Genomic DNA, 26902 nt, shown 5'->3' on the forward strand with positions numbered 1-26902 from the left:
CACCCTGGCCCCAGTCCCGCGGCGAGGCTGCCTCAGCGCTGCGCAGGAATGCGGATATCGCCCTCCCGGCATTGGGTTTTCACACTGCGCGGGCAGCCGGCGAACGCCAGCTCCTTGGTCAGGCAGACGCGCACTTCCGACAGCACCTTGCCTTTGCAGATCACGGCCAACCCATGATTGCCCATGCGCGGGTTGCTCTCGCGAAACAACGCCTCGATCTCACGGGCAGGCAACGAAGGCGGTGTATTGAACGGTTGCAGTTGCGGCGGAATGGCGACAACGCCCAGTGCCACATCGGTCTTTTCCAGATACGCCATTGGATCAAGCCCACTGCAAGTACCGTGCTTGGCCCATTCGTGCTTGAGCAGGGAACGCGTGGGAAACAGCGCCGCGCCCTTGTCCATCTCTTCGCGAGACAAGCGTGACTGGGAATCACAGGACGCCGGCCACCCGCCCTTCGCGTATTGCGGCCACAGACCGTGAAGCACAAAACCGTAGCCTTTACCTGAACACTGTTCGTTATCCGGGTGCGTCAGGCAAAACGTCGGCGACCATGACAGCGACAACACGTAGAAATCAAACTCTCCAGGCGTGCCCTGACTTCTTGGGGCCGCCATTGCGCCTGTAGCAAACACAAGGCACAACACCATCCAGTATCTCATCCGTCTATTCCTTGAGAAAAAACACGTATATCGCATCTAGCCGGGATGATGGGGGTTGCGCTGTAGCACCTTGTCCAGAATCCGGTCGGTTTTCAATGCCTCGATAGCCAGCGAAGGATGCTCGGCGTCACCACGGATATGCGCGTTCATGGCCAACACGTGGTGCCACTGGATATGCGCGTGGCACGGCACGTCCAGCACTTCGTTGGTCTCGCCTTCAAGGCGCAGCGGTTGGTCTTCGAAAACGGCAAACGTAATGCGACCCTTACTGCCGATCAGCTCGACGTTGTCTTCCCGTCGGTCGGCAACAAAGTTCCAGCAACCCATGCCCAGCGCGCCCGAGCTGAAGGTCCAGCAAGCTGTAACCGCGTCCTCGGCCGCATAGCGACCTGCCTGGCGTGCGGTAAAACCGGACACCTCGACGATATCCCCGGCCAGGTACTGGAACAGGTCAAAACCGTGGCTGGCCAGGTCGGCAAAGTAGCCGCCACCCGCGATCAGCGGGTCGGTGCGCCAGTTGGCGGCGCTGGCGTCCTCGGCAGCCGGTGGTTTGCACAGGGTCCAGGTAAGCTGACGCAGCTCGCCGATGCGCCCATCCCGCAGCCAATCGCGAACTTGCTGAAAGCGCGGCAGCGAACGGCGGTAGTAGGAGACAAACAGATGCAGCCCGGCACGCTCGAAGGTACGTTGCATCAATGCGCTTTGCTCGGCATTCAGCGCCATGGGTTTCTCGACGCAGCAATGCTTGCCGGCCGCGGCCACCATCAGGCTGTATTCCAAGTGGCTGTCGGGCGGTGTGGCGATGTAGACCGCGTCCACCTCGGGGTCGTTGATCAGCGCCTGGGCGTCGGTATAGGAACGGGCAATGCCATGGCGTGTTGCATAATCGCGCACGGCGGCCTCGCGACGCCCCATCACGGCTACTAGGGCCGAACCTGGCGCTTTGTAGAAAGCGGGCCCACTCTTCAATTCAGTGACACTGCCACAGCCGATCATGCCCCAACGTACGGTGCTCATCTGTTTTCCTCGTGCGTTTTGTTCAGTCGGGCAGTATCCACATACCCATCCCTGCGCGCCATAACCACTTAGCATGACAATTGCATTACACTTTTATGACATTCATGCCGCTGCGGGACACAGACGATGAAAATCAGGGCAACGGTCATATGCGAACACGAGGGGCATATCCTCTTCGTGCGCAAGGCCAGATCAAAATGGGCGTTGCCGGGTGGCAAGGTCGAACGCGACGAACGCCCGGTGGGCGCCGCCGAACGCGAGCTGGAAGAAGAAACCGGATTGAACGTGGACGGCCTGCTCTATCTGCAGGAACTCAAAGCCCGCGACACGCTGCATCATGTGTTCGAAGCGTCAGTGGTGAACATCGCGGACGCGCGACCCTGTAACGAGATTGTCGACTGCCAGTGGCACGCTTATGGCGCGCTCGACCAGTTGGACACCACCGACGCCACCAAACACATCGTCAAATCCTTTCTACGCCGCCTGTAAATCGGCGCTCTGGTCGCTGACCAACAACTCTCGTATCACCAAGCCATTCGCTCTCTGCCGTTCGACAAAGGATTTGACGAACGCGGCAGCGGCTGCCTGCACCAACGGTACTGTCAGTGTTCAATAATCCAGCGTCTATTTGTAGCGAAAACGCCGAAACACCCGCGCCAAAAAGCCTCTTTCACGACCTCTCGTCTGCTGCCTCGGCTTACGCTTGACTCCAAGCGACGATCAAAAGAGGCTCTTGGCTATTCGCCATCATCCCCGAGCACTCCCATGAGCATCGATCACCCAAGCCAGCCCGACAGTGACGTGTACCGAACGCTGTTGGAGTCGACCAAAGCCATCCCCTGGCGTATCGATTGGCAAACCATGACGTTCAGCTACATCGGCCCGCAGATCGAAACATTGCTGGGCTGGACCCCGCAGAGCTGGGTCAGCGTGGACGACTGGGTCGAGCGCATGCACCCGGATGACCGTGAATACGTGGTGAATTTCTGTGTGTCGCAGTCCCGCGCCGGCGTGGACCACGAGGCGGATTACCGGGCACTGACCGTCAACGGCGACTACGTGTGGATTCGTGACGTGGTGCACGTGGTGCGCAAGGACGGCGAGGTCGAAGCCCTGATCGGCTTTATGTTCGATATCAGCGAACGCAAGAAAACCGAAGAACACTTGGTACGCCTGCAAAAGCAACTTGAGGAATATTCCTACCAGGACGGCCTGACCGGCATCGCCAACCGACGCATGTTCGACACCGTGCTTGAGCGCGAATGGGCCAGCGCCCAGCGCAGCCAGTTGCCGCTGTCGTTGATCATCCTGGATATCGATTTTTTCAAGCAGTACAACGATCACTACGGCCATATCAAGGGCGACGAATGCTTGCGCCAGGTCGCACGTACCCTGTCGCTGGCAGCCAACCGGCCACGGGATTTCATCGCGCGGATCGGCGGTGAAGAGTTTGTATGGCTACTACCGGAAACCGACGCGGCGTCGGCCAAACAGGTAGCACGACGTTGCCTGCACCTGATCTGCCAGCAGCAGATCGAGCATGGTTTTTCGGCGGTGTCGAACCTGCTGACCATGAGCCTGGGCGTCGGTACACGTATCGTCACACCAGATAGTCCGATGCTGGAATTTGTCGAGGGTGTCGACAAATTGCTCTACCAGGCCAAACGCAATGGACGGATGCGCGCGGAGTTTGCCGAGGGTGAAGTTTGACGCGGAGGTCAAATCGCGGGCAAAAAAAATCCCAAGTAGCTGATGGAAACTTGGGATTTAAAAATGCATAAACCGTGGGAGGTGAACGCCCGGCTATAGTAACGACTGTAAAAACGTGTAACAAGACTATTTCAATCCTTTCGTCGGATTGGAAGTGTTGTAAGTCCTTCAATAACCACATGTTTTTTAGGGTAGTGACGGATACAAGTGCCACTTTTTGGTGCAACTACCGGGTATATTTCCACTTATAAAAAAGGGTTATTAATAAAAATAACGACGCATCCCTAGATGGGTCCACGCGTGATTACACCCTGTTTTTTTCGTAGCGTACGTCGTCACACTCAACCTGCCCTACTTTCGACCAGCCCAGGCGTTGGTAAAAACCGTTTGCACGAATGTGGTCACGCCCGTCGGTGATCAGAAACAGTGTGGTGTGGTGTTCAAATAACACGGCTTCGGCAACAGCCATCAGTTTCCGACCGAGGCCGAGACGCTCGTGAGTCGGCAGTACGAACATCGCAAACACTTCGCCTTCGGCTAGGTCGACCATCGCAAAGGCTGCAGGTTGACCGTCTACCTCAGCGATCCATGCACAGGGCGCGTCACGAATGCTCTCGGCCAGAACTTGGGGCGTAATGCCCAGGTCGGCCATCTGCGCAACGCTCAAATGGTTTTGCACCACAGACGTACGGATGGCGAAGAGCGTGGCGACATCGTCCTGCGTCGCTACCCGGATAGTGGTTTGCATACTGGCTCCCTGTCCTTGGATAAAGGCGCAATTGTAGACAAATGAGAAGCCAGGGGTTGGGATGGTTTTGTAAGCCGAGTGCTGGTGGCCGAGGCCTATTTACGCGCCACTTTGTAGCGTACGCAGTCCTGGTAGAAGCTTTGGCGGATCGCCTCCGGCTTGAGGCGTGAACGGCTGTCGTAGGTCTGCTCGGTGATGCCCATGGCCATCATGCGCATCCAGGATTTGTTGAACTTGAGGGTCTGGATCTTCTGCCGAGCGGCGTACAACGACACCCCCGACAGCTTGAGTTCCTGGGCCCTGGCAGCGGTGCCAGCGCCCCAACTGCACATGTACTTGTCACCCTCGCGCAGCTCCCGTGCCTGCACGACAGCCGCGCCCCCTGCCAGGGAGCAGGCGATCAGCATGATTCCAACATTGCGCATTTGCATCCCCGCCTAACCACCTGAAAATAAAAGCGATTCTGGCGAGAATTTTGTTACAAAGGGGCCATTAAATTGCCTTATCGAGTGAACGGGTTGTTGGCGAGTACGCTCGCCACACAGCGTTCACCCATTACAACGTTGCAGGCAGTCACCACTGATAAGTCGCACTCGCCTGCACCGTGCGCTGCGAGCCATACCAGCACCACGAGTAGGAATAGCACGACGCGACATACTCTTTATTCGCCAGGTTGGTAGCGTTCAGCGCCAGGCGCAGGTTGTCCTTGAGGTTGACGATGTTCTTGATGTCGTAGTGCACCGCCGCATCGAACAAGGTGTAGCCCGGTACTTTCAGGGTGTTAGCCGTATCGCCCCACGAAGAGCCGACATAACGCGCACCGGCGCCGGCACCAAAACCCTTGAGGTTGCCGTCATGGAAGGTGTAGTCCGCCCACGCCGAGGCGGTGTGACGCGGAACCGCGTAAGTGGTGGTGCCCTCTGCGTTGATGGCCGGGCCTACGCCGATGTCGCTGATGGGTGCATAGCGCACGGTATTGTTGGACTTGCTGATGCGGTTATCCAGGTACGCGTACGCCGCAGTGATGTCCAAGTTGTCATTGAGGCTGGCCTTACCTTCCAACTCAAAACCACGGGATTGCACTTCGCCGTCCTGGCTCTGGCAACGACCGGTACCGCACAGGTGCGTAGGGTCCGGATCGGTCGTCAGTACGTTGCTCTGGCGCAGGTCAAAGATCGCCGCCGTGATAAAGCTGTTACTGCCCGGCGGCTGGTATTTGATGCCGATTTCATACTGTTTACCTTCGGTAGGCTTGAACACCGAGCCGCCATATCCGGTGCCCGACTGCGGGTTGAAGGATTCCGAATAGCTGGCATACGGCGCCAAGCCATTATCGAAGAGATAGACCAGGCCGACACGACCGGTGAAGGCCTTGCTGTCCAGCGAGGATTGACTCTTGACGCCCGTGCGAAGAGTTTTGGTGCTGCTCTCGGTGCTGGCCCAGTCATAACGACCACCCAGCAGCAACACCCACTTATCCCACTTCATCTGCTCTTGCAGGTAGACGCCGGTCTGTTCGCTACGCGACGTGCCGTCGGTGGTGTACGCCGGTACCGCAACGGCTGCGCCGTAGACCGGGTTGAAAATATCCAGGGTTGGCCCGGCAGTGTAGGTGCCTGAGCCGGACAGGGTGTCGGTGCTGGTGTTCTGATAATCGAGCCCCATCAGCAAGGTGTGCTGCAACGGGCCCGTGTCGAATTTGGCCTGGACCTGGTTGTCGAGGGTATAAGCGTCCATGTCCACATCAGTGGCGATAGTCGAACGGCGGATAGTCCGATAATCCGTCAGCAGGTAGTTGCTGTAGAGGCTACGGTATTGGCCTTCACTGCGCAGGTAACGCGCGTTTTGGCGTACGGTCCACACGTCATCGAAGTGATGTTCGAAGGCGTAACCGATGGAGTAATACTCGCGGTCGCTCTTCTCAAAGTTCTTTTCACCGTCGTAGAAATCCACATCAATGCTGCGCCCGGTTGGACTGTGCAATACCGAGCCCCAGGCGGGGACTGATCCGTAGGACGCGCCCTTGGGGTCCTTTTGAAAATGCCCGAGCAGCGTCAGCGACGTGGCATCGTCCGGGCGCCAGGTGAACGCGGTCGACAGCGACTGGCGGCGGGTCTCGGTGTGTTCGACCTGACCATCGGCATCGTCGAAAAGTCCGGCAACACGGTACGAGTACACGCCCTGATCGTCTATCGGCCCGCTCCAATCGAAGGTGGTGCGCTTCTTGTTGAAGGTGCCGTATTCGACGCCCACTTCATGAAACGGCGTGTCCAGCGGGCGCTTGGTGACCATGTTAATTACCCCGCTCGGTGTGCCTTGACCGTAGAGCACCGACGCCGGACCACGCAGCACTTCAACACGCTCCAGGTCGAAGGCGTCTTTTTGCGGCAAGGCATCACGACTCGATGGCATCCGCAGGCCATCAAGGTAGGTGGCCGGAGCGAACCCGCGGATGGTCAATTGGTCCAGACGCGAGGCGGTAGCGCCACGGGTTTCCGGGACCACAGCGGCGCTGTAGCGCAGGATCTGGTTGAGGCTCTCGGCGTTCTGCGCACGCATCTGGTCTCTGGTCACGATGGAGATCGACTGCGGGGTTTCAATCAGCGCGGTGTCGGTCTTGGTTCCCGACAGGCTGCGCGTGGCCACATAGCCGGACACCGGCCCAGTGGGGCTTTCAGCCTGGTAGGCAGCGCTGATAGTGGTGGGCTGCAACTCCATGGCGCCGCCGTTATCCGGGATGGCTTCCAGACGGTAGCGGTCGGCGGAAATCTTCAAGGCTTGCAGGCCGTTGCCGGCCAGCAGTTGGTTCAGGGCCACATCGGTGTCGTATTGCCCACTCAAGCCATTACTACGCTTGCCCCGAGTCAAGCTTGCATCAAAGGCCAACACCAGCCCCGCCTGCTCGGCCAGGCTATTGAGGGCCTGGCTCAAGTCACCGGCCGGGATCTGGAAGCTACGCACAGCGCGGCTGCTTTCTTCGGCAACGGCGGATTGGACATTCAGCAACGGCACTGCGGCAAAAGCCATCGCCACTGACAGAGCCAGTGGATGCACGGGACGAGCGAGGCGCGACATGGGAAATCCTGCGTAATAGAGGTTCTATTAACCATGACGGCCATGTCCGCAAATCGGGCAGGAATGAGATCGGTTTTTATCTGAGAAAGTTTTCCCCGTGTACTGATGCAATCAGTTGGACCGCTTTTTTGTGTAGCCCTCTGCCAGGACATGGGTGGGCTCCCACGAATTCCTCTGGTTCAAAACTGGTACTTCATCCAGCCATGATCCAGGGATCTGAAAAAAGCGATCCGTCCATCACCCCCACGCCACCACCAACAACCCTACCCCCAACGCCAGGCACAAAGGCGAATAAAACCACGTGTCCATACTCGCAAACCGCGACCCACTGACTTTCTTGAAAAACCCGACCAACTCCGAGTCCCCAATCGCCCTGGCAAACATCACCAAGGCAATCGCGCTGATCCCCCACTGCAATGCCCCATGGGACACTGGCGAGAAATAAAGCCCAGCCCGAAGACACACGAGCAGCGCAATCGCCACCAGCCCCATCGCCACCAGAAAAGTGCCCAATGCCGACGGTTTAAACGCCGGGCGTGGCCCGCTGGCGAATTCGCCGGGGAGTTGGGGGATGGCGGCGAGGCTGCCGAGTTTGCCTCCCGCCGCCCAGTACAGGTGGACCATGCTGATGCAGGTAAAAATGCCGACAATCCACCGCGCGATGACAAAGCTCATGGCAGGCTCTCCTTAAAGGTGCGAAACAGGATAGTCGCCCAGAGATTTTTTGCAGGCATTTCGTCGGCAGCTGATGCTAAAGTGCCGCCCCATGAAATTCGCCCGTGCCGACCGCTCGCTAATTGCCTGGATGCTGTATTGCTGCGTCCTGTTCAATGTGTTCGTCTGCAGTATTGGTCATGGGCAGATGGTGGGGATGCAGCTCAATGGCATCGGCGGTCAGTTCTGTACCGTGGACCCGCGTACCCAGGCGCCCCAGCCGTCCAACTCCACCGATGAGAACCTGCCCACGCTGTCCAAGGCGTTTGGTTGTCCGCTGTGCTCCTCTGGCGGGATGGGACCGGCGCTCAGTTCCAGCCTGAATGTGGCGGTGTTGCCGCAACCCCATGCGCCACCGCCGGCCATTGTGCTGGCCGCCGACATCCCTGCTCGCTTCACCTGGCCCGCGGCTAACCCGCGCGCGCCTCCTGCCTTCGCCTGATCCCTTCGCTTTCCGATCTGCACCGGCCACCGTTTTTCCAAGGAGATACGGACGGCTGTGCATTGCTTTCAAGCCAAGTTTTTCAGGATTCAACTATGAAACATTTACCCCTGTTGGCGGGCCTGTTCGGCTGCCTGCCTGTCTGCGCCTGGGCCATTGAGCTGGCCCCGACCACCATTGATGGAGAATCAACTGCCGAGCCTGGCCTGTCCCTGGATCAGTCCAGCGGCGTGGCTTCGCGCTTGGGATTGAGCGTGCGGGAAACCCCGGCGTCGGTGGCCATAGCCAATCGCAACGATATCGAGCGTCATGGCGCCAAGACCTTCCGCGATGCAGCCAACACCCTGCCCGGCGTCAACGCCAGCGCACCGCCGGGTTTCGGTGGGTTTGTGTCTTATCGTGGATTTACCAGCAGCCAGATCACCCAAATGTTCAATGGGATCAACGTAGCCACCGGCCTGGCGCGTCCCGTGGATGCTTGGATCTATGACCGGGTGGAACTGGTCGGCGGCCCCTCCTCCTTGATCAACGGCGCTGGCTCCGTGGGCGGCTCACTGAACTACGTCACCAAGTTGGCGACCCGTGAGGACCAAGCCGCCGAAGGCCAACTGACCTATGGCAGCTACGACACGGCCGGCATGGCTTTTGGCGTGAACCAAGCGTTGACCGAACCGGGTGCCGAGGTGCAGCACTATGCGCGCCTGGATGTCAGCCGCAATACCAATCACAGCTACATCGACCGCGCTCAGCGCGATGCCTGGAGCCTGGCGTTTTCCCTGCTCAGTGACCTCACTCCCGACCTGTCACACACCCTGGCCCTGGAGTATCAGGATGAACACGAAGACAGCCCGTATTGGGGTACACCGGTGCTCAACCCCAAGGCCGGCGAGCTGAAGATCGACACACACAACCGCTTCAACAACTACAACGTGGCAGACGGTCGTTATGAACAGCGCACGCTGTGGGCACGCTCGATTATCGACTACCGGATCAACGACAGCACCACGCTGAAAAACACCCTCTACCACCTCGACAGCCAGCGCGACTACCGCAACCTGGAGACCTACCAGTACACCACCAATAACAGCGCGGTGAACCGGTCCACAGCCTACCAAGTGCGCCATCAAGGCGAACAGAACGGCAACCAGTTCGAGCTGCGCCATGACGACAGCCTGTTCGGCCTGTCGACCACTTGGTCCGGCGGCTTTGAGTACAAGGTCAACAGCACCACCAGCACGCCCTGGAATATGCCGGGTAACAGCACGGTGGATCCAAACGACTTCAATCCCGGGCACTTCTACGACATCCCGCGAACCCAGGAAAAGTTCGGTAAGGACAAGACTAATGAAGTCACCACCAAAGCACTGTTCATGGAAAACCGACTGGGCCTAACCGATAAACTCTCGCTGCTCAGCGGCCTGCGTTACGACGCCATCGATCTGGATGTGACCAACCACCGCGTTGTCACGGCTACTAATCCACGGCACTTCAAGCGCCGTTGGGAGCCGGTGACAGGCCGCGTGGGCCTGACGTACCAGTTCATCCCCTCAGCCAATGTCTACGTGCAATACAGCACCGCCGCCGAGCAGCCCACTACCACCACTCAGGTGTTCGACGTCTCGACCGGCAAGCAGTGGGAAGTGGGCAGCAAGTTTGACTACTTGGATGGGCGTGGCTCGGCGACCGTGGCCGCCTACAGGATTGAGCGCAAGGATTTTGCCGTCACCGACCCACAGGACCCGACCACCAGCATCCCGGTCGGCGCGCAGTCGTCCAAGGGCATCGAGCTGGCGACTTCGCTGCGCATCACACCAAAGCTTCTGGCAGAGGGCAACTTCGCCTGGGTGGATGCGGAGTACGACGAGTTCAACGAGAAAATCGCCAGCGGCGCAGTGGTTTCGCGTAAAGGCAATACGCCGACCAACGTGCCCAAGCGCGTGGGGAATGTGTGGATGACTTATGATTTCGCCGAGGACTGGCAAGGCGGCGTGGATGCGCGGTATGTCGCCGAGGTGTACGCAGATAATGCCAACACGATGACCGTCCCTGCCTACACCCTGTTCGGGACGTTCCTGCGCTACAACGTGGATGCGCACACGTCGGTGACTGGGCGGGTGCGCAACTTGACCAATGAGGTGTATGCCGAATTTGCGCATGTATCGCCGGCTTACTACCTCGGTTCGCCGAGGACCTTTGAAGTGGCGGTGCAAACCAAGTTCTAAACAGCAACGTGTTCACAATGTGGGAGGTGCGGTGCGACGATTCGGCTTGCTCCCTCCCACATTACGGATCATTTCAGGCTGGCTTCAACTTTCCCCGCCACATCCTCCGTCAACCAAGCCTTCCACACTTCAGGGTGTTCTTTCATAAACGCCTGAGCCACGTCACGTGGCGGTGTGTGGTTCTCGCTCATGGTCGCCAAGGCTTTGTTCAGCGGCTGAATCGGAAACTCGACCTTCTCGAAAAACGCCGCAATCTGCGGGTGTTCCTTCTGAAACGGGGTAGACACACCGATGCTCAACTTGGACGCCAAAGACCGCGTAGGCTTCGGATCAGGATTATCCGCATCCGTCAGCGTTTTCCAGGCCTCGGCATCGAACGGTGGTTCTTCCAGCTGGATCAACTTATAGCGGCCCATCAAGGGCGTCGGCGACCAGTAGTAGAACAGCACCGGCTTGCCACGGCGGATCGACGAGGCAATTTCGGCATCCAGTGCCGCCCCCGAACCACTGCGAAAGTTCACATAACTGTCGTCAAGGCCATAGGCCTTGAGCTTCTGCTTGTTGACCACTTCCGAGGTCCAGCCGATGGGGCTGTTAAGGAAGCGTCCTTTGCCTGGGGATTCCGGGTCTTTGAACACGTCCTTGTAACGAGCCAGGTCTTTTACGCTTTTAAGGTCCGGTGCCAGAGGCTTGATGCCTTTGGCGGGATCGCCCTTGACCACGTATTCCGGCACCCACCAGCCCTCGGTGGCACCTTTGACCGTATCGCCCAGGCCGACAACCTTGCCTTCGGCCTCGGCCTTCACCCACACCGGGCTGCGCCCTGCCCACTCTTCGCCGATGACCTGAATGTCGTTCTTGGCCAGGGCGGTTTCCAGCGTAATAGTGGTACCGGGCAAGGTGTCGGTGGGCAGGTCATAACCCTTCTCGACAATCACCCGCAGTATTTCGGTGATCAGGCTGCCGCTTTCCCAGTTCAGGTCGGCAAAGTGTACCGGCGCCTGCGCGGCCGAGACAGACAGACTCAGGGCCGTAAACGACGCAGCCAACAGCGTTCTCAATCCTTTCATGCCCTTGCACCTCGCGATATCGCAGCAAACAGCGGACGGCTTTGCTGCTATGCGCGAAGCCTCTGAATAGTTAAGTCAACTCAACTGTAGTAGAGGTTCCGGGAGATAGGAGATGTTCGCAGTATTTGTTGGCTATTCGCTGGCCTTGAACGTTACCAGCTCACCCTTGCGCCATTTGGCGGCCTTGCCGGTCACGGCTTTGAGGGTTTTGGTCAGGCCTTCCTGCAGTTGTTCATTGGCCGCAAACACCAGCATCACGCTATGGCCTTCTTTGAAGACGATGCCGTGACCTTCGGCCGTCGACACAAAGGCATAGTCGCCCAGGCCATACACCGTCAACTTGATGTCGCGGAACTTGAGTTCGAACTTGCCACCTTCGCGACTGGGCAATACCGCGGCACGAAAATGGTCACCCACCTTGAGTTCCAAGCGCGGCTTGTCATCTACGACCATCGCCGCTTCCGTGTCTATTTCGGCGATATAGATGCCTTCCGGCGTCTGCTCAGTGATGTAAACGAAACGGGATTGAAACTGTTTGACCAACTTTGCGCGCAAATCACCCAGCACGAACAACGCGTGCATATCCAGATTACTGACTGCCAAGGAAACGCCCCCACATCGAAAAGAGCGCTGTCCGCCAGAGCGGGCAGCACAAAAAAACGGCCATCTCGGCTCGATCACACAACACAATCATAGAAAAAACTGAAGAAGATCTCGCGGCTGCGCTCCAGGAGACTAGTGCAGACGCACACGATGGGCCTCATGCAAGGTCATCGCGAATCGCAGGAGATCACAGGTTCAATAACCAGAGAATACTGGTCGACCCGCTTCAGAAAATAACACTATTAAAAACGCAGTTTCCGACAGCGTATACAAACAAAAAACGCCTCGGCGTGGAACCAGACGCCAACTGCCGACGACAATACTAAAACAGCAACACAGGTTAAAACCACCTGTAACGCTGCTGCTGGGTCAACAAAGATCGATCGACAGGAGCTGACCATGCAACGACGCCAATACAACGCTATGCCTTCCAGCACTCGTTCATCATGGCAGGACGAACATCCATACTACTGCTTGCACAGTCCCAACGGGTACCCTCAATCAGTTCTTTACCAAGTAGTACCCGCCGGAAGAAACTTCTTTCATATCCGCGAAGTGACCAGCGGCAGGATCAAAGGCTTTCGCAGCGACCACATCGAGGCCTGTGAACTGGCCAAGCGCCTGGAGGCCTCCCTGCTCGGGGGGATCGTTTCGTCACCCGGATGACTTTACTGCGCCGCCACCCCTCAACAACTGCCATACTGGCCTGTCCATTGAAATTGGCCCCGTTCGGGTCAGGTTTCATCAGTGCAGTTGGTTACCTCGAAGGGAAGGCTATACGTGACGGAATTTGATATTGGCGAATTTTTCATCCACGGCGACGCAAGGGAAGTAGACGGTGAGTTTCAAGCAGTGATCGTGATGCGCGCCAAGCCACCGTTGACCACTGTGACCACGCATCAGGTGGAAAAGGACCGTTGGTTCAAGACGCTGGATTCCGCCGCCATCGCTGGAAAAGAATCCGCCCAGGCGCTCAAGACTGCGGTGGATTCAGGCGCGCTGACCTCCTGACAATCCGATCGAACTCTACCGCGCCACAAGCCTCCCATGCATAACCATCCAGAAACCTGCAGGGAGAACGATATGGACGCGCCAATACCTACACTCGAAACGTTATTCGAACAACTGGGCCTGGACTCGTCGCCGCAAGCCATCGACGCCTTCATTGTCGCGCACCCGCTGAGTGACGACGTGAAGTTGATCGACGCACCGTTCTGGACGCCGCAACAGGCTCAGTTTCTGAAGGAAGAACTGCGTGAAGACGCTGACTGGGCCATCCCCGTAGATGAGCTCAACCAGCGCCTGCATCAACCGCAGTAACCCACTCGACGCAGGCGGCCTGCGGCTCGCAGGCGCTTGCCCTACCTGTAACCGTGCCTAACGCACAGCCTTCGCCGCCTCCGGCTTATAGCCCAGACGCAAGCCACCCCAATGCCGCCCACGGACCATGATAGGTACCGACAAATCGTGCATCAACTCGCCGGTATCGCGGGTGTAGGTCTGCAACAACACCGCTTGTTGATGGCTGCCGCAACGAATCCCGGTGCGGTCGTCGAACTTGCGCTTGGTCCGATTCTGCACCGCGTCTACTTGGGTATCACCGGTCAGCGCCTGGGAAAACGCGTTGTTGTGGGTCGGCACATAGCCTTGGGGCGTGCAGGCAATCGCAAACACTAACCCTTCGTGACGTGGCAGCAGCGCTTCCTGAATCGCCGGCAACACTAGGTCGGTATAACCGTCGAACCGCGTGTGGTACTTGCTCGGGCTGGTTTTGGGGATCAGCGTGTAGCTGCGGTCGAACAGGTCGTCCAGGCTGATGCGGTTTTGCTGCACATCCGCCTCGAACTGCTCGGCAATGCGGCCAGCCCCCTCCCGCGCCAGGTCGTAGACACGCTGGTGATAGTCATCGAGCCCGACCTCGGCGAGGCGCTCGCTGATGGTTTCCGCCTGCCCTTCCATTTGCACAGCGGCGTCGGCCAATTGGCGGGTTTGCTGGTCGCTTATATCCAGGTCGCTGCGCATCTGTTCAACGGCGTGGAACAAACTGTCGAGCTGGGCGCGGTTGGTGTCGGCGCCCTGGGCGATCTCATTGACCTGCCCTTCCACATCCGCCGCCAGGCTGGCGATGCTGTGCAGTTGTTCGCCAGCCTGCTCCACCTGCTCGACACCGGTGTGCAAGTCCGCCGACAACTGGCGAATCTGCTCCACCACCTGAGCCGTGCGCTGCTGGATGTCCGCCACCATCAACCCAACTTCATCGGTGGCGGTGGCCGTACGACCGGCCAGGCCACGCACTTCGTCCGCCACCACGGCAAACCCGCGCCCATGCTCGCCCGCCCGCGCCGCTTCAATGGCGGCGTTAAGCGCCAGCAGGTTGGTCTGGCTGGCGATGGACTGGATCACCAGGGTGACGCGCTGGATTTCTTCGCTGCGCTGGCTCAAGGCCTCGATCAACTCGCGGCTGGCATTGGCACGCTGGCTGAGCTGGTGCATGCGGATGATCGACTGGGCCAGAACTTCACGACCTTCGGTGCTGCGCTGATGGGCTTGGCTGGCAGCATCCAAAGCCTCGCGGCTCAGTTGGGAAGTGACTTTTTCGGTGCCGATCATCACTTCGGCACTGCTGACAATCTGCTTGGCGGCGCTCAATTGCGATTGCACGCGCGCAGCCAACTGCTTGACCGAATAGGCCACTCCGGCGGCGGACAGTGCGTTATGGCTGGTGGTATAGGACAGGTCGCGGGTCAGCTCGCCTATCGCATCGACGGCGGCAGACTGCTCGATCACAGGCTTGGGACTTTTCAGGCGGGGCAACCAGATGACCAGCAAGGCCAGTGGCAGGCAGAGGTACAACGGCAGGCTGGCATAAGCAAGGCCCAGCAGTACCAGCACCAGGGCAGTGCTCTGCAAGAGCGGCATCAACCAGCCGGGCAACCCGCGCACCACCGCTTGGGGTGGCACTGCTGCGCCCATCAGAGTTCCGTCTCCAGCCATCTTCATTACCCCACTGCTTGTCGTTATTGTGTCTGCATTTAACGCCACTATCGGGCCATTATCCATGGGCCTTTAGTGGGGTGGGCTGCAGCAGATCAATAGACGGGCGTAACGGGGGTCTTTCTCTGGGGAACCGCGCGGGCGGCCCCCAGCTTCACCGCATCAGGCTTGGCGCTGATGCTTGTCGATCTGCTCGTGGCGCTCTTGCGCTTCGATGCAGTACTTGGTGGTCGGGCTGATCAACAGGCGCTTGAGGCCGATAGGCTCACCGCTGTCATCGCACCAGCCAAAGGAATCTTCCTTGATGCGTTCCAGTGCACGCTCAAGCTGCGGCAGCATGCGCTGGTCGCGGTCGATGGCGTTTACCAGCCAGGTGCGCTCTTCTTCAACGGAAGCGGCGTCGGCCGGGTCAGCCGGAGTGTCCAGGCTTTCAATGGCGATACGGTTCTGTTCAATGCGCTCGTGGTGCTCCACTTTCATGTCTTGCAGCAATTGCTCAAAAAAAGCGTGCTGTTCGGCATTCATGTAGTCATCCGCCGGCATGGCCAGCAACTTTTCCTTTGTCATTGATTTCTCTATAAAAAATACGTGCATTAAGGCGAATAAGGGAGCGTTCCGGCCGACCTCTGCAGGTCTCGGAAGGGCGCCATCCATTCCAAGCGCCACCCGGCACTCAATTTACGAGGGGCGGCAGTCTAAGGCCGACTTGAGGGCGCAGCAACTGAAAAGACAGGCATTTTTACCGATACAACCCCAAAAGGCACCAGGACGGGCTTGGCGAATGGTTATCGGAGTGCGTTTATAGCAAGAAATTCAGTGTTGTGGAGCTATATAGAAGACAAACGGTTGAAACAGACTGTTGATGATTAAATGTGGGAGGTGCGGTGCGACGATTCGACTTGCCCTCAGTCGAATCGTCGCACCGCACCTCCCACATTTTGTAGCGCGTCAGCGTTTGAGTTTGCGTTTATTGCGGTACTGGTCGATCACCACCGCCACCACGATGATCAAGCCTTTGATGATGTCCTGGATATACGCATCCACCCCCACAAAGGTAAACCCGCTGGCCATCACCCCAAGGATAAGCGCGCCGATCACCGTACCGGTAATACGCCCTACCCCGCCCGCCAGGCTGGTGCCGCCGATGACCGCTGCCGCAATCGCGTCCAGCTCATAAGACATGCCCATGCCCGCCTGACCCGTGGCGGCGCGTGCCGAAGCCACCACACCTGCCAGGCCTGCCAGGAGGCCGGCGATGCTGTAGACGATGATCAGGTGACGCTTGACGTTGATCCCCGAGGTCCGCGCCGCCTGCATGTTGCCGCCGATGGCGTAGGTGTACTTGCCGTACTTGGTGTAGCGCAGGGCGATATGGAAGATTACCGCCACCACCAGGAAAATGATCACCGGCATCGCGCCATGACCAATAGCCGTGTACGAGTCCGAGAGCATGCTCACCGGCTGGCCTTCCGTGTAATAACGCGCCAGACCACGGGCCGAAACCATCATGCCCAGTGTCGCGATAAACGGCGGGATACCGGTGACAGCAATGATGCTGCCGTTGATCGCCCCTGCCAGCAGCCCCACACCCAGCCCCATCGCCACCGGAATCCACACGGGCAGATCGGTCAGCGACGGGAACACCGCCCGGGAAAAGTCAGAAGTCTGAGCCAAACTGGCGGCAATCATCGCCGACAGCGCCAGCACCGAGCCCGAAGACAGGTCGATCCCCGTTGTGATGATTACCTGCGTCACCCCGATGGCCAGCAGGCCGATGATCGATACTTGCAGGATCATCAGCACCAGCCGCTGGGAGTTCATCAAAAAGCTCTGGTCACGCACGATCCAGCCGAACAACTCAAACACCAGCCCGATGCCGATCAGCACCAGGAAGATACTCAGCTCGGTGGGCAGTCGCCGCCGGTTCTTGACCGGTGCCGTGGCAGGCTTGTTGTCTGTTATCGCGTTCATAGCCAATCACCTTCTTATTCTATGGTGCGGGCCAACCGCAGGCCCGCACGGCTGTTCGTCAGTGGACTACGGTCATACCGGAGGCCAACTGCATGACTTTTTCCTGGGTCGCATCCGCACGGTCCAGGGTGCCCATCAGTTCACCCTCGTGCATCACCATCACCCGGTCGCTCATGCCCAGCACTTCAGGCAGCTCCGAGGAAATCATGATCACCGCCATGCCTTCGCTGGCGAGGAAGGAGATCAGGCGATAAATCTCGGCCTTGGCACCGACGTCGATGCCTCGGGTCGGCTCATCCAGGATCAGCAACCGCGGATTGGTCATCAACCACCGGGCGAGCAAGGCTTTCTGCTGATTGCCGCCGGATAAGGTGTCGATGCACTGCTCAAGAGACGGGGTTTTCACCCGTAGCTTCTTGCACATGTCTTCGCACAGCGCACGCAGGGCTTTCTGCTGGATAAAACCGTTACCCGAATAGTGCGGCAGTACCGCCATCTCCATGTTTTCCAGCACCGACAGGCACGGGAACAGGCCGCTGAGCTTGCGGTCCTCAGTCAGCAGCGCAAAGCCTTTCTCGATGGCCATGTGCGGATCGGTAATGCGTACCGGCGCGCCATCCAGGGTGATCTGCCCGCTGCTGCTTGGGGTGATGCCAAAGATGGTTTCCGCCACGTTGGTACGGCCCGAGCCCATCAACCCGGCAATACCGAGGATCTCGCCAGCATGCAGGTCGAAGGAGACGTCCTTGAACACGCCATCCAGGGTCAAGTCGCGCACCGACATCAGCAACTCGCCGATAGGCGTCTCGCGCACCGGGAACAGCTGGCTCAGCTCGCGACCCACCATCATCGAGATCAAGCTGTCGCTGTTCATGCTGTCAGCACGTTGCAGGCCGATGTAATGGCCGTCGCGGAACACCGCCACTTCATCGGCGATGGCAAACACTTCGTTCATTTTGTGCGTGATGTAGACGATGCCTTTGCCCTGCGACTTGAGGTCGGCAATGATCGAAAACAGGTGGGCCACTTCCTTTTCGGTAATGGCCGAAGTCGGCTCATCCATGATCAGGATGTCGGAGTCGTAGGACACGGCCTTGGCAATCTCGACCATCTGCCGTTCGGCGATGCTCAGGTTACCCACGTGTTCCTCGGGGTCCAGGTTGATGCGCAGGCGCGCCAGCAACTCGGCGGTGCAGCGGTGCATTTCGCGGTGGTTGACCATGTGCAGGCTGTTGAGCTGCTCGCGGCCGATCCAGATGTTTTCGGCGATGCTCATATGGGGCATCAGGTTGAGTTCCTGGTGGATCATCGCGATCCCGGCTTTCTGGGCCGCCAGGGGTGTTTCAAAGACGATGGGCTTGCCGCGCAGACGGATTTCGCCAGCATCCGGCTGATAGATACCGGCGATGATTTTCATCAAGGTCGATTTACCCGCACCGTTCTCGCCCATCAGCGCCAGCACCGTGCCGGGGCGCACACGCAGTTGTACGTCGGCCAAGGCGACGACGCCGGGAAAGCCTTTGCTGATGTTGACGATTTCCAGCAGGTAGGGTTCTTCCTGCGCCAGCGGCTGGATACCGGGAGGCTGCGAGACAACGGCTTGAGCGAGCATAGGGAGGTACTCCATCAGCAGGGCGGGCACGACCGCCCTGCCGGTTCATTGTTGTTATGTCTGGGCTACTTGAACTTGGCGACGTTTTCCGGAGTGATCAGTTGGAACGGGATGATCACGTTCTGCTCGACCGGCTCGTTCTTGGCCATCTTGCGCGCTGCTTCCACCGAGCCCACCGCCTGGCCCTTGGCGTCCTGGAACGCGGAGGCGGCCATGTCACCCTTGGTGATCGCATTCAAGCCGTCCGGCGTACCGTCGACCCCCGCGATCAGCACACTGCCTTTTTCCTTGCCGGCCGATTTCAAAGCCATGGATGCGCCGATCGCCATCTCATCGTTGTTGGCCAACACCGCGTTGAACTCGCGGCCTTGGGTCAGCCAGTCGTTGACCAGGGTCATGCCCTTGTCCCGCAGCCAGATGCCGGTCTGTTCCTGTTCGATCTTAATGTCCGGGTACTTGGCCAACACTTCCTTCACGCCCTTGGTGCGGTTGGTGGTGGAGTTGTTCGCCAGGTCGCCCAGCAGGATCACGATCTTGCCCTTGCCGCCAAGTTTTTCAGCGATGTACTGCATTTGCAGCTTGCCGGCCTCGACGTCATCGGAGGTCACGGCCACTACGTCCTTGGGCAGGTCTTTCTGGTCCGGACGGCGGTTGACGAACACCAACGGGATGCCCGCCTTGGTCGCGGCGTTGATGATGTTTTTGGTGGAAGCCGTGTCGACCGGGTTGACGATGATGGCGTCGACTTTCTGACTGATAAAGTTCTCGACCTGGCTCAGTTGCTTGACCACATCGGCGCGGGCGTCTTCGAACTGCAACTGCACGCCGTCGCCCTTGGGATAGGACTTGGCTTGCTTATCCATGTCTTCGCGCAGGTAAGTGAGGAAGGTGTCATCGAACGCGGACATGCTCACGCCGACCTTGATGTCGGCGGCGCTGGCAAAACCGCTGGCCAGCATCATGGATAAAGCCAGCGCGGTAAAACGGATCGGGGTCTTCATGAACGGTCTGTCTCCACTTTCTTGTTGGTTTTTTGGACGTTGCGTTTATCAGAGCTCGGCGGGCAGTCGAACGACCGGGGCGCCAGGAATGCAGCAGACCAGCGCGCCTTGGTTTTCGACGCACAGCACATTAAGGAAGGAGAAGTAGAACGGCCGGGCGCGGGGCAGACCGCGGGGCGTGTGGGCAGGGCGTAAAACTCGCAGTACAGCGTTGAAGATTTTCATCTGACGGTACCTGGTTGTTTTTGATCTTGTTTTTGTTGAGTCGCCGGGGTCGAGCCCAAGACGTACTTTATGCAACCTGGAAAAGACTTTATTGGAAAATAATTTCCATATCAACCTGTTTTAGAATTTTATTCTATTTTTGTTGAAACCACCTGCTGACGCTCGGCGCTCAGGCGTGCGGCGTCCAATATACGGGTGGTTTCCAGCGCGTCATAGGCATCTACCGGCAAGGGTCCCTGCCCTTGCACGGCCGCTTGCAGTTGCCGGTAAAACTGCGTCCAGCAGCCCTTTTCTGAAGGCACCCGTTCACGCTCATCACCTTGCTCAAACCAGCCCCAGCGGCGGTGCTCCTCGGCGCCCCAGTGCTCGCCTTCGGTTTTCGGCGATTTGCCCGCCATCAACGCTTCTTCCTGGCCATCCAGCCCGTCCACCGTGTAACAACCCAAGGTGCCACTCACCCGAAAGCGCGGGGCCTGGCTGTTTTGCAGGGCGTTGCCCCACAGATGGGAAATAACTCCGTTGGCATGGGTCAGGGAGATGAAGAAACCGTGGTCGACGCTGGGGTGTTCGGCGGTGTAGTGCAATTGTGCGAACACCCGGTCCACCGGGCCAAACAGTTGCAGCGCCTGGTCCACCAGATGACTGCCCAGATCACGCAGCCACCCCCCGCCACTGGCATTGCCCACCGCTTGAGGGCTGTAGCGTTCCACGCGGGATTCGAAACGAGTGATGGTGCCCAGTGCACCGGCGTCGATGAGCTTGCGAAGGGTCAGGTAATCCGAGTCCCAGCGCCGGTTCTGGTAGACGCTGAGCAACACTTCATGGCGTTCGGCAGCGGTGATCAACGCCTGGGCCTGTTCAGCGTTGGCAGCAAATGGTTTGTCGCTGACCACCGCCACACCGTGTTCGATGGCTTCCAGCACCAGCGCCGGGCGGCCCTTGAGGGTGGTGGAAATGACCAGCGCATCGACACCGGCTTCGACGATCTGGCCAATGCTGTCAAAGGCCTTCACACCTGGAAGATCAGTACTTAATTGCTGGCGCCGCTCTGGTGAGCGCGTCACCACGCCGACAAACGTCGCACCCGGCAAAGTCGCAATCAGCGGCGCATGAAAAAAGCGCCCTCCGTGGCCGTAGCCGACTAGTCCGATTCGCATGATCAACTCCTGAGTTGAATTGGAAACCCAATCAACTGTGGGAGGGGGCTTGCCCCCGATAGCGGTGGATCAGAAACAAATTTATTGCTGACCCACTGCTATCGGGGGCAAGCCCCCTCCCACATTGACCGAGTGTTAGCCGTAGAAGTGCGGACGATCCGGCAAGCTCACCTTCACAATCTGCTCACTGCCCTGCGCCTCAATACACGCATCCGCTGCCACCGCCGCCGCAAACCCATCCCACGCCGACGGCCCACCTACCTGCCCGGCGCGCACGCTATCAATGAAGGCCTGCAACTCCACGTCATAGGCACCGATAAAACGGTCCTTCCAGTCCATCAAAATTGCGTTCGACAGTTTGGCACCGCTGCGCAATTGCACTTGTGAAGGCTCCGGCAATTTGGCGATGCCGGTCTCCCCTACCACTTCGCACTGGATGTCGTAGCCGTACTGGCAGTTCACAAACACTTCCACATCGATACGGGTGCCCTTGGCGGTTTCCAGCAGCACGATCTGCGGGTCACGCAGGTGGGCCAAGGCCTTGCTGGTCTTGCGCGGGAACACCACTTGCACTGATACGTAGTCGTCGTTGAGCAACCAGCGCAGCACGTCCAACTCGTGGATCAGGGTGTCGGTGATCGCCATATCGGTCTTGTAGTTCTCGCCCACCGTCGGGTTGCGGTGCGCGCAATGCAGCATCAACGGCTCGCCGATCTGGCCGCTGTCGATCACGGCCTTGAGGGCGCGATAGCCTTCGTCATACGGGCGCATGAAGCCCACCTGCACCAGGCGCTTGCCGTAGGCCACTTCGGCCTCGACGATCTTGCGGCAGCCTTCGGCAGTCACCGCCAGGGGCTTTTCACAGAACACCGGCTTGCCGGCGGCGATGGCCGCGAGCACGAATTCTTCATGGCTCGGGCCCCACGAGGTCACCAGCACCGCTTCCACCTGCGGCGAGTTGATCAGCGCGTGGCCGTCCGGATACACCTCGGCGTCCAGCTTCAACTCCGCAACCACCTTGGCGGCCTGCTCAAGGTTGATATCGGTCACCGCCACCACCTGGCTGTTGAGCAAGGTCTGGCTGCAACGACGAATATGGTCGCGGCCAATGGCGCCGGTACCGATCACTCCAAGCTTCAAAGACATACAAACACTCCTCTTGTTATTAGTACTGCCGGGCCTTCGCCAGGTGTTCATTGAGTTTTTTCGCCGCTGCGTTGGTGCGCTCACTGGTGGAAACCTGCGCCACGCCTACCCGCCACCACGACAGGTAGCCGTGGATCATGGTCTTGGGCAGCACTTTGATGTCGATCAGGGTCGAGACGGTTTGCGTGCGCGCATCGGCCAGGGCCGCTTCAAGCTGCTCCACGGTGCTGACCTTGTAGGTCTTGCAGCCGTAGGCCGCCGCACTCATGGCGAAATCCACCGGCACCAGGCCACCGTCGAGCTTGCCGCTCTCGGGGTCGCGGTAGCGGAATTCGGTACCGAAGCTGTCCATGCCATTGCCGATCTGCAGGTTGTTGATGCAGCCGAAGGCCATGTTGTCCAGCAGCACTACGTTGATCTTGCGTCGCTCCTGGATGGAGGTGGCCAGCTCCGAGTGCAGCATCATGTAGGAGCCATCGCCGACCAGCGCGTAGACCTCTTTGGTCGGCTCGGCCAGCTTCACGCCCAGGGCAGCATTGATCTCGTAGCCCATGCACGAGTAGCCGTATTCGACGTGGTAGGTGTTGACGCCCTTGCTGCGCCAGGCGCGCTGCAAGTCGCCAGGCAAGCTGCCGGCGGCGGCCACGATGATCGCGTCATCGGCCAGGGTTTGATTGAGCACGCCGAGTACGCGACTTTGGGTCAGGCACGAGCCGGTCAGCTCGATAAATTCGCGCAGTACAGCGCGGTCCAGGTGGTCGTCGACCTCAGGCACAAAGTCATCACCCTGGTATTCCACCTGGTGCACACGGTCCACTTCGGCGTCCAACTGCGCCTTGGCCTCACTGATCTGCGAGCCCCATCCGGAGCGATAATCGCCGAGGGCATCGGCCAGCGCTTGCAGGGCCAATTTGGCATCGGCCAACACCTGCACGCCGTCCAGCTTCAAGGCGTCGGCGGGGCTGATATTCAAGTTGAGAAACGTCACCTCGCCATGTTTGAACAGTGACTTGGATGAGGTGGTGAAGTCGGTATAGCGGGTACCGATACCGATGATCAAGTCGGCCTCTGGCGCCAGCAGGTTGGCGGCCAGGCAGCCGGTTTCACCGATACCGCCCACGTTCAGCGGATGGCTTGAGACCACCGCACTTTTGCCCGCCTGGGTTTCAGCGAACGGAATATCAAAACGCTCGGCAAACGCCTGCAACGCAGCATTCGCGCCGGAGTACTTCACGCCGCCGCCGCAGATAATCAGCGGCTTGCGCTTGCCTCGGAAAGCCGCCAACGCATCGCCAATCATCGCGGCGGTGGCCGGACGGCGGTCGATACGGTGCACGCGTTTTTGCAAGAAATAATCAGGGTAGTCCCAGGCTTCGGCCTGCACATCCTGGGGCAGCGCCAGGGTTACCGCGCCGGTTTCAGCAGGGTCAGTGAGCACGCGCATGGCGTGAATTGCGGCGGTCATCAGTTGCTCAGGACGGTTGATACGGTCCCAGTATTTGCTCACCGAGCGGAACGCGTCGTTGGTACTGATGCTCAGGTCGTGGAACTGCTCGATCTGTTGCAACACCGGGTCGGGCTGGCGGCTGGCGTAGACATCACCGGGCAACAGCAGCAACGGGATACGGTTGGCGGTGGCGGTCGCCGCAGCGGTCAGCATATTCGCCGCGCCAGGGCCGACAGAGGCGGTGCACGCGTAGATCTTGCGGCGCAGGTGCTGCTTGGCAAAACCGATGGCGGCGTGGGCCATGCCCTGCTCGTTGCGGCCCTGGTGCACCACCAGATCGCCGCTGTCCTGCTCCAGCGCCTGGCCCAGGCCCAACACATTGCCGTGGCCGAAAATGGTAAACACGCCGGCGACAAACTTGCTCTGCACGCCATCGACTTCGATGTATTGGTTATCCAGGAACTTCACCAGGGCCTGGGCCATGGTCAGTCGTGTTGTGGTCATGTCGCGCCCCTTAACGATTTTGCAGGTGGGCGATGCTTGCCCCCAACGCCTGCTGTATATCCGCCAACTCATGCACGCTTGTGGCAAATGGCTCGAACGACAGGTAGCCGCTGTAACCGGTGCTGAGCAACGTGTCGATCTGTGCGGCATTGCCGAGGATGTCGCCCTCGCCCACCAGCACGCGGTGGCCGTCGCGGATCGAGTTGAGCGGCGCCGTGGCATCTTCCACGCCGGAGATATGCACCAGGCCGGTCAACTCCGGGAAGAACTCATGTTCATTGGCCAAGTGGTGGTGGAAGGTGTCGTGCACCACGCGGAACACATCCAGGCCGCCAATGGACTTGATTGCGTCCACCGCCACACGCTTGCGGCGCAGGGCAGACTCTTCGAAGCCCAGGGGTTCGACGAAACCGAGAATCCCGTACTCGCGCAGGATCGGCGCCAGCTCACTCAATGCAGTGCGCAAACCGGCGGCGCGCTGGGCATCGTTGCGCGTGTCGCCCGGTTCATTGAGCGGGCACATCACCAGGCCTTGGGCGCCACATTCACGGGCGTAGGTAGCGAGTTTGATCGCCTGGGCGCGGCGCTCGTCGTTCCACACATCAAAGGGGTACAGCGCGTTGATCGACAGCACCGTAATGCCCTGCACCGCGCATAACTCACGCACGCGACTGGCCGGGGTGCCGTATTCGATTTCACGGTTTTTGAGGTCATTGCGAATTTCGATGGCATCGCACTGGAGCGCGGCCGCCAATTGGATGAAATCCGGCAGGGACAGGTTGGGCGCGACCATGCGGTTCAGGGCAAAGCGTAGAGGCGACTTCATTGTTGTTCTCCGTCTAGAACCGTTTTAAAGGTCAAGCAGCCAACTGTGCTGCGGGTCGTTGTGGAAATGCCAGGCGCGCTTGGGGCCGGCCATGACGTTCAGGTAATAAGACTCGTAGCCGTACGGCACACTGACCGGGTGATAGCCCTTGGGCACCACCACCAAGTCACTGTTTTCCACGGCCATGGCTTGGTCGATGCTGCGGTCGTCGGTGTAGACCCGCTGGAACACAAAACCCTGGGGCGGGTTGATCTGGTGGTAGTAGGTCTCTTCAAGAAAGCTTTGGTGCGGCAGATCGTCGGTGTCGTGCTTGTGCGGCGGGTAGCTCGACGAATGACCCGACGGCGTGCGTACTTCCACCACCAGCAGCGAATGGGCCGGTGAGGTGTCGGGCAGGATGTCGCACACGTAACGGGTGTTGGCGCCTTTGCCACGTACGCTGCGCTTGCAGTCTTGCGGGCGGATCAGGCGCGGTTCGTAACCGCCGGCACCGGGAGCAGCGCAGACGGCAATTTGTACGTCGCTCAAGGCGGTGACCTGGGCATCGGTGCCCGGCGGCAGGTAGGCGGCGAACGGGGACTTTTCTTCGAACACTGACTGGCGATCACCAAGGTTCTGCCAGTTGAAGCCCTCGCCTTCGATGTTCACCCGGCCGCTGAGCAGCACCAGGCACAGTTCTTTATCGCCAGCGCTGATCGGCAGGGTTTCGCCGAGGCTCAGGCGGTAGGCTTTGAACCCTACGTATTCCAGACGGCCCTCTTCCAGGGCAACCATGGTTTGCCCGCGTTTGTTGCTTTTAACCAACAGACTCATTGTCCAACCCTCTCAGTGAGAAGAGCACGCAAGGTGTCATAGCCCTTTTTCGCATAGATATAACTGGGCGCCACTGCCGGATCCTGCTCGGCCTCCACCACCAGCCAACCTTCATATTTGGCGGCCAGCAGCACATCGAGCAACTCGGCAAAATCGATATCGCCATCGCCGGGCACGGTGAAAGTGCCGTTGACGATGCAGTCGGGGAAGCTCCACATCTGGTTGCGCGCCAGTTGCACCACCGGTTTGCGCACGTCCTTGAAATGCACGTGGCACACGCGGTCAATGTGTTTGCGCAGCACGTCGAGGGGTTCGCCGCCGCCCATGTAGCAGTGGCCCGAATCGAACAGCAGGCCGACCTCCGGCCCGGTGCGGCGCATCAACTCGTCGATGTCTTGCGGGGATTCGACGTACGCGCCCATGTGGTGGTGGTACGCCAGTCGCACGCCTTGGGACAAAGTAAAACGCGCTAACTCAGTGAGCTTGTCGGCGTATTCCTGCCAGGCCTGCTCGCTATGAAAGCGCGGGCGTTCGATCAGGCGAATGCGCGAGCCCTGGATCGAATCGGCCACCTCGCCGTACACCAGCACCTTGGCGCCGTTTTGTTTCAGCAGTTCGACGTGGCCGGCAATGGCTTCGATTTCTTCAGCCACCGAGCGGCGCGCCAGACGGCTGGAATACCAGCCGGAGACCAGCGCCAAGTCATAGGGGCGCAATACGTCGCCGACGCCCTTGGCATCCTTGGGGAATTTGCCGTTAAGTTCGAAACCTTCGTAGCCGATTTCCTTACCTTCGCTCAGGGCAGTGCTCAGCGGAGTTTCACCGCCGAGGGCCGGAAGGTCGTCGTTGCTCCAAGAGATCGGGTTGATGCCAATTCGGATTGCGGGCATGGCTGCACCTTTATTATTTTCAGGTATCACTGAGATCTGCTTTCTGCTTTATG

26 protein-coding genes are annotated in these 26902 nt (G+C 59.2%); 7 read left to right on the forward strand and 19 right to left on the reverse strand.

All coding sequences use genetic code 11. The annotated features are described in order from the left end of the window. Positions 1–32 precede the first annotated feature (32 nt). The gene (locus tag AOA61_RS21000; protein ID WP_032885804.1) at positions 33–662 is read right to left on the reverse strand and encodes a ribonuclease T2; all 630 of its coding nucleotides are present in this window, start codon (positions 660–662) and stop codon (positions 33–35) included. Between the two features lie 36 nt (positions 663–698). Then, positions 699–1679 carry a Gfo/Idh/MocA family protein gene (locus AOA61_RS21005; RefSeq protein WP_099602653.1) on the reverse strand — a complete coding sequence of 327 codons (981 nt, stop codon included), beginning with the start codon at positions 1677–1679 and terminating at the stop codon, positions 699–701. Between the two features lie 126 nt (positions 1680–1805). Between AOA61_RS21005 and AOA61_RS21010 the strand changes: the two genes are divergently transcribed. Both AOA61_RS21010 and AOA61_RS21015 read left to right on the forward strand, forming a co-directional pair. Continuing rightward, complete coding sequence (locus AOA61_RS21010) at positions 1806–2168, forward strand: NUDIX hydrolase (protein WP_032885802.1); 363 nt, start codon at positions 1806–1808, stop codon at positions 2166–2168. Between the two features lie 276 nt (positions 2169–2444). Further along, positions 2445–3389: a diguanylate cyclase gene (locus AOA61_RS21015; RefSeq protein WP_095185941.1), complete on the forward strand. Its 945-nt coding sequence runs from the start codon at positions 2445–2447 to the stop codon at positions 3387–3389. Between the two features lie 304 nt (positions 3390–3693). Here the strand turns inward: AOA61_RS21015 and AOA61_RS21020 are convergent, their stop codons facing one another. The 4 genes from AOA61_RS21020 to AOA61_RS21035 form a co-directional block, all read right to left on the reverse strand. Further along, positions 3694–4137 (reverse strand): GNAT family N-acetyltransferase, encoded by a 444-nt coding sequence (locus tag AOA61_RS21020; protein WP_032885800.1) that lies wholly within the window; start codon positions 4135–4137, stop codon positions 3694–3696. A 95-nt stretch (positions 4138–4232) separates the two neighbouring features. Beyond that, positions 4233–4562 carry a hypothetical protein gene (locus tag AOA61_RS21025; RefSeq protein ID WP_032885840.1) on the reverse strand — a complete coding sequence of 110 codons (330 nt, stop codon included), beginning with the start codon at positions 4560–4562 and terminating at the stop codon, positions 4233–4235. Between the two features lie 148 nt (positions 4563–4710). Continuing rightward, entirely contained in the window at positions 4711–7212 is a 2502-nt protein-coding gene (locus tag AOA61_RS21030) for a TonB-dependent siderophore receptor (protein ID WP_099602654.1), read from the reverse strand. Between the two features lie 237 nt (positions 7213–7449). Beyond that, entirely contained in the window at positions 7450–7887 is a 438-nt protein-coding gene (locus AOA61_RS21035; protein ID WP_032885797.1) for a DUF3995 domain-containing protein, read from the reverse strand. A 91-nt stretch (positions 7888–7978) separates the two neighbouring features. On the opposite strand from AOA61_RS21035, the gene AOA61_RS21040 reads away from it, so the two are divergent. Both AOA61_RS21040 and AOA61_RS21045 read left to right on the forward strand, forming a co-directional pair. Next, positions 7979–8368, forward strand: a complete 390-nt coding sequence (locus AOA61_RS21040) for a DUF2946 domain-containing protein (protein ID WP_095185943.1) — start codon at positions 7979–7981, stop codon at positions 8366–8368. A gap of 95 nt (positions 8369–8463) precedes the next feature. Next, positions 8464–10590, forward strand: coding sequence for a TonB-dependent siderophore receptor (locus tag AOA61_RS21045; protein ID WP_099602655.1), 2127 nt, complete (start codon positions 8464–8466; stop codon positions 10588–10590). A gap of 68 nt (positions 10591–10658) precedes the next feature. Here AOA61_RS21045 and AOA61_RS21050 read toward each other — a convergent pair whose 3' ends face one another. Next, positions 10659–11660, reverse strand: a complete 1002-nt coding sequence (locus tag AOA61_RS21050) for an ABC transporter substrate-binding protein (protein ID WP_032885793.1) — start codon at positions 11658–11660, stop codon at positions 10659–10661. Positions 11661–11792: 132 nt separating this feature from the next. Further along, complete coding sequence (locus AOA61_RS21055) at positions 11793–12242, reverse strand: hypothetical protein (RefSeq protein ID WP_032885792.1); 450 nt, start codon at positions 12240–12242, stop codon at positions 11793–11795. 420 nt (positions 12243–12662) lie between these two features. Here AOA61_RS21055 and AOA61_RS21060 point away from each other — a divergent pair, with 420 nt between their 5' ends. From AOA61_RS21060 to AOA61_RS21070, 3 genes are all read left to right on the forward strand, one after another. Next, positions 12663–12929 (forward strand): hypothetical protein, encoded by a 267-nt coding sequence (locus AOA61_RS21060; protein WP_163033237.1) that lies wholly within the window; start codon positions 12663–12665, stop codon positions 12927–12929. A gap of 114 nt (positions 12930–13043) precedes the next feature. Next, the gene (locus AOA61_RS21065; protein ID WP_032885791.1) at positions 13044–13274 is read left to right on the forward strand and encodes a hypothetical protein; all 231 of its coding nucleotides are present in this window, start codon (positions 13044–13046) and stop codon (positions 13272–13274) included. Between the two features lie 72 nt (positions 13275–13346). Then, the gene (locus tag AOA61_RS21070) at positions 13347–13583 is read left to right on the forward strand and encodes a DUF2789 domain-containing protein (protein ID WP_032885790.1); all 237 of its coding nucleotides are present in this window, start codon (positions 13347–13349) and stop codon (positions 13581–13583) included. 57 nt (positions 13584–13640) lie between these two features. On the opposite strand, the gene AOA61_RS21075 is transcribed toward AOA61_RS21070, so the two are convergent. From AOA61_RS21075 to iolE, 11 genes are all read right to left on the reverse strand, one after another. Continuing rightward, positions 13641–15236: a methyl-accepting chemotaxis protein gene (locus tag AOA61_RS21075; protein WP_099602656.1), complete on the reverse strand. Its 1596-nt coding sequence runs from the start codon at positions 15234–15236 to the stop codon at positions 13641–13643. A 183-nt stretch (positions 15237–15419) separates the two neighbouring features. Further along, entirely contained in the window at positions 15420–15824 is a 405-nt protein-coding gene (locus AOA61_RS21080) for a TraR/DksA C4-type zinc finger protein (protein WP_010564800.1), read from the reverse strand. 381 nt (positions 15825–16205) lie between these two features. Continuing rightward, positions 16206–17228 (reverse strand): ABC transporter permease, encoded by a 1023-nt coding sequence (locus AOA61_RS21085; protein ID WP_032885788.1) that lies wholly within the window; start codon positions 17226–17228, stop codon positions 16206–16208. Between the two features lie 58 nt (positions 17229–17286). Further along, the gene (locus tag AOA61_RS21090; protein WP_032885787.1) at positions 17287–18840 is read right to left on the reverse strand and encodes a sugar ABC transporter ATP-binding protein; all 1554 of its coding nucleotides are present in this window, start codon (positions 18838–18840) and stop codon (positions 17287–17289) included. 65 nt (positions 18841–18905) lie between these two features. Then, positions 18906–19841 (reverse strand): sugar ABC transporter substrate-binding protein, encoded by a 936-nt coding sequence (locus tag AOA61_RS21095; protein ID WP_095185946.1) that lies wholly within the window; start codon positions 19839–19841, stop codon positions 18906–18908. Between the two features lie 353 nt (positions 19842–20194). Next, a complete protein-coding gene (locus tag AOA61_RS21100) occupies positions 20195–21223 on the reverse strand; it encodes a Gfo/Idh/MocA family oxidoreductase (protein WP_099602657.1) in 1029 nt (342 codons plus the stop codon). Between the two features lie 135 nt (positions 21224–21358). After that, on the reverse strand, positions 21359–22369 hold the full coding sequence (locus AOA61_RS21105; RefSeq protein WP_099602658.1) for a Gfo/Idh/MocA family protein: 1011 nt from the start codon (positions 22367–22369) through the stop codon (positions 21359–21361). Between the two features lie 19 nt (positions 22370–22388). After that, on the reverse strand, positions 22389–24320 hold the full coding sequence (gene iolD / locus AOA61_RS21110) for a 3D-(3,5/4)-trihydroxycyclohexane-1,2-dione acylhydrolase (decyclizing) (protein ID WP_099602659.1): 1932 nt from the start codon (positions 24318–24320) through the stop codon (positions 22389–22391). 10 nt (positions 24321–24330) lie between these two features. Then, the gene (locus tag AOA61_RS21115; RefSeq protein ID WP_099602660.1) at positions 24331–25146 is read right to left on the reverse strand and encodes a TIM barrel protein; all 816 of its coding nucleotides are present in this window, start codon (positions 25144–25146) and stop codon (positions 24331–24333) included. Between the two features lie 24 nt (positions 25147–25170). After that, on the reverse strand, positions 25171–25959 hold the full coding sequence (gene iolB / locus AOA61_RS21120) for a 5-deoxy-glucuronate isomerase (protein WP_099602661.1): 789 nt from the start codon (positions 25957–25959) through the stop codon (positions 25171–25173). After that, positions 25956–26849 carry a myo-inosose-2 dehydratase gene (iolE, locus tag AOA61_RS21125; protein WP_032885779.1) on the reverse strand — a complete coding sequence of 298 codons (894 nt, stop codon included), beginning with the start codon at positions 26847–26849 and terminating at the stop codon, positions 25956–25958. The genes iolB and iolE overlap by 4 nt, the downstream gene beginning before the upstream one ends. Between the last annotated feature and the right edge of the window lie 53 nt (positions 26850–26902).

It is taken from the genome of Pseudomonas sp. 2995-1, assembly GCF_002742505.1.
Taxonomy (GTDB): Bacteria; Pseudomonadota; Gammaproteobacteria; order Pseudomonadales; family Pseudomonadaceae; genus Aquipseudomonas; species Aquipseudomonas sivasensis.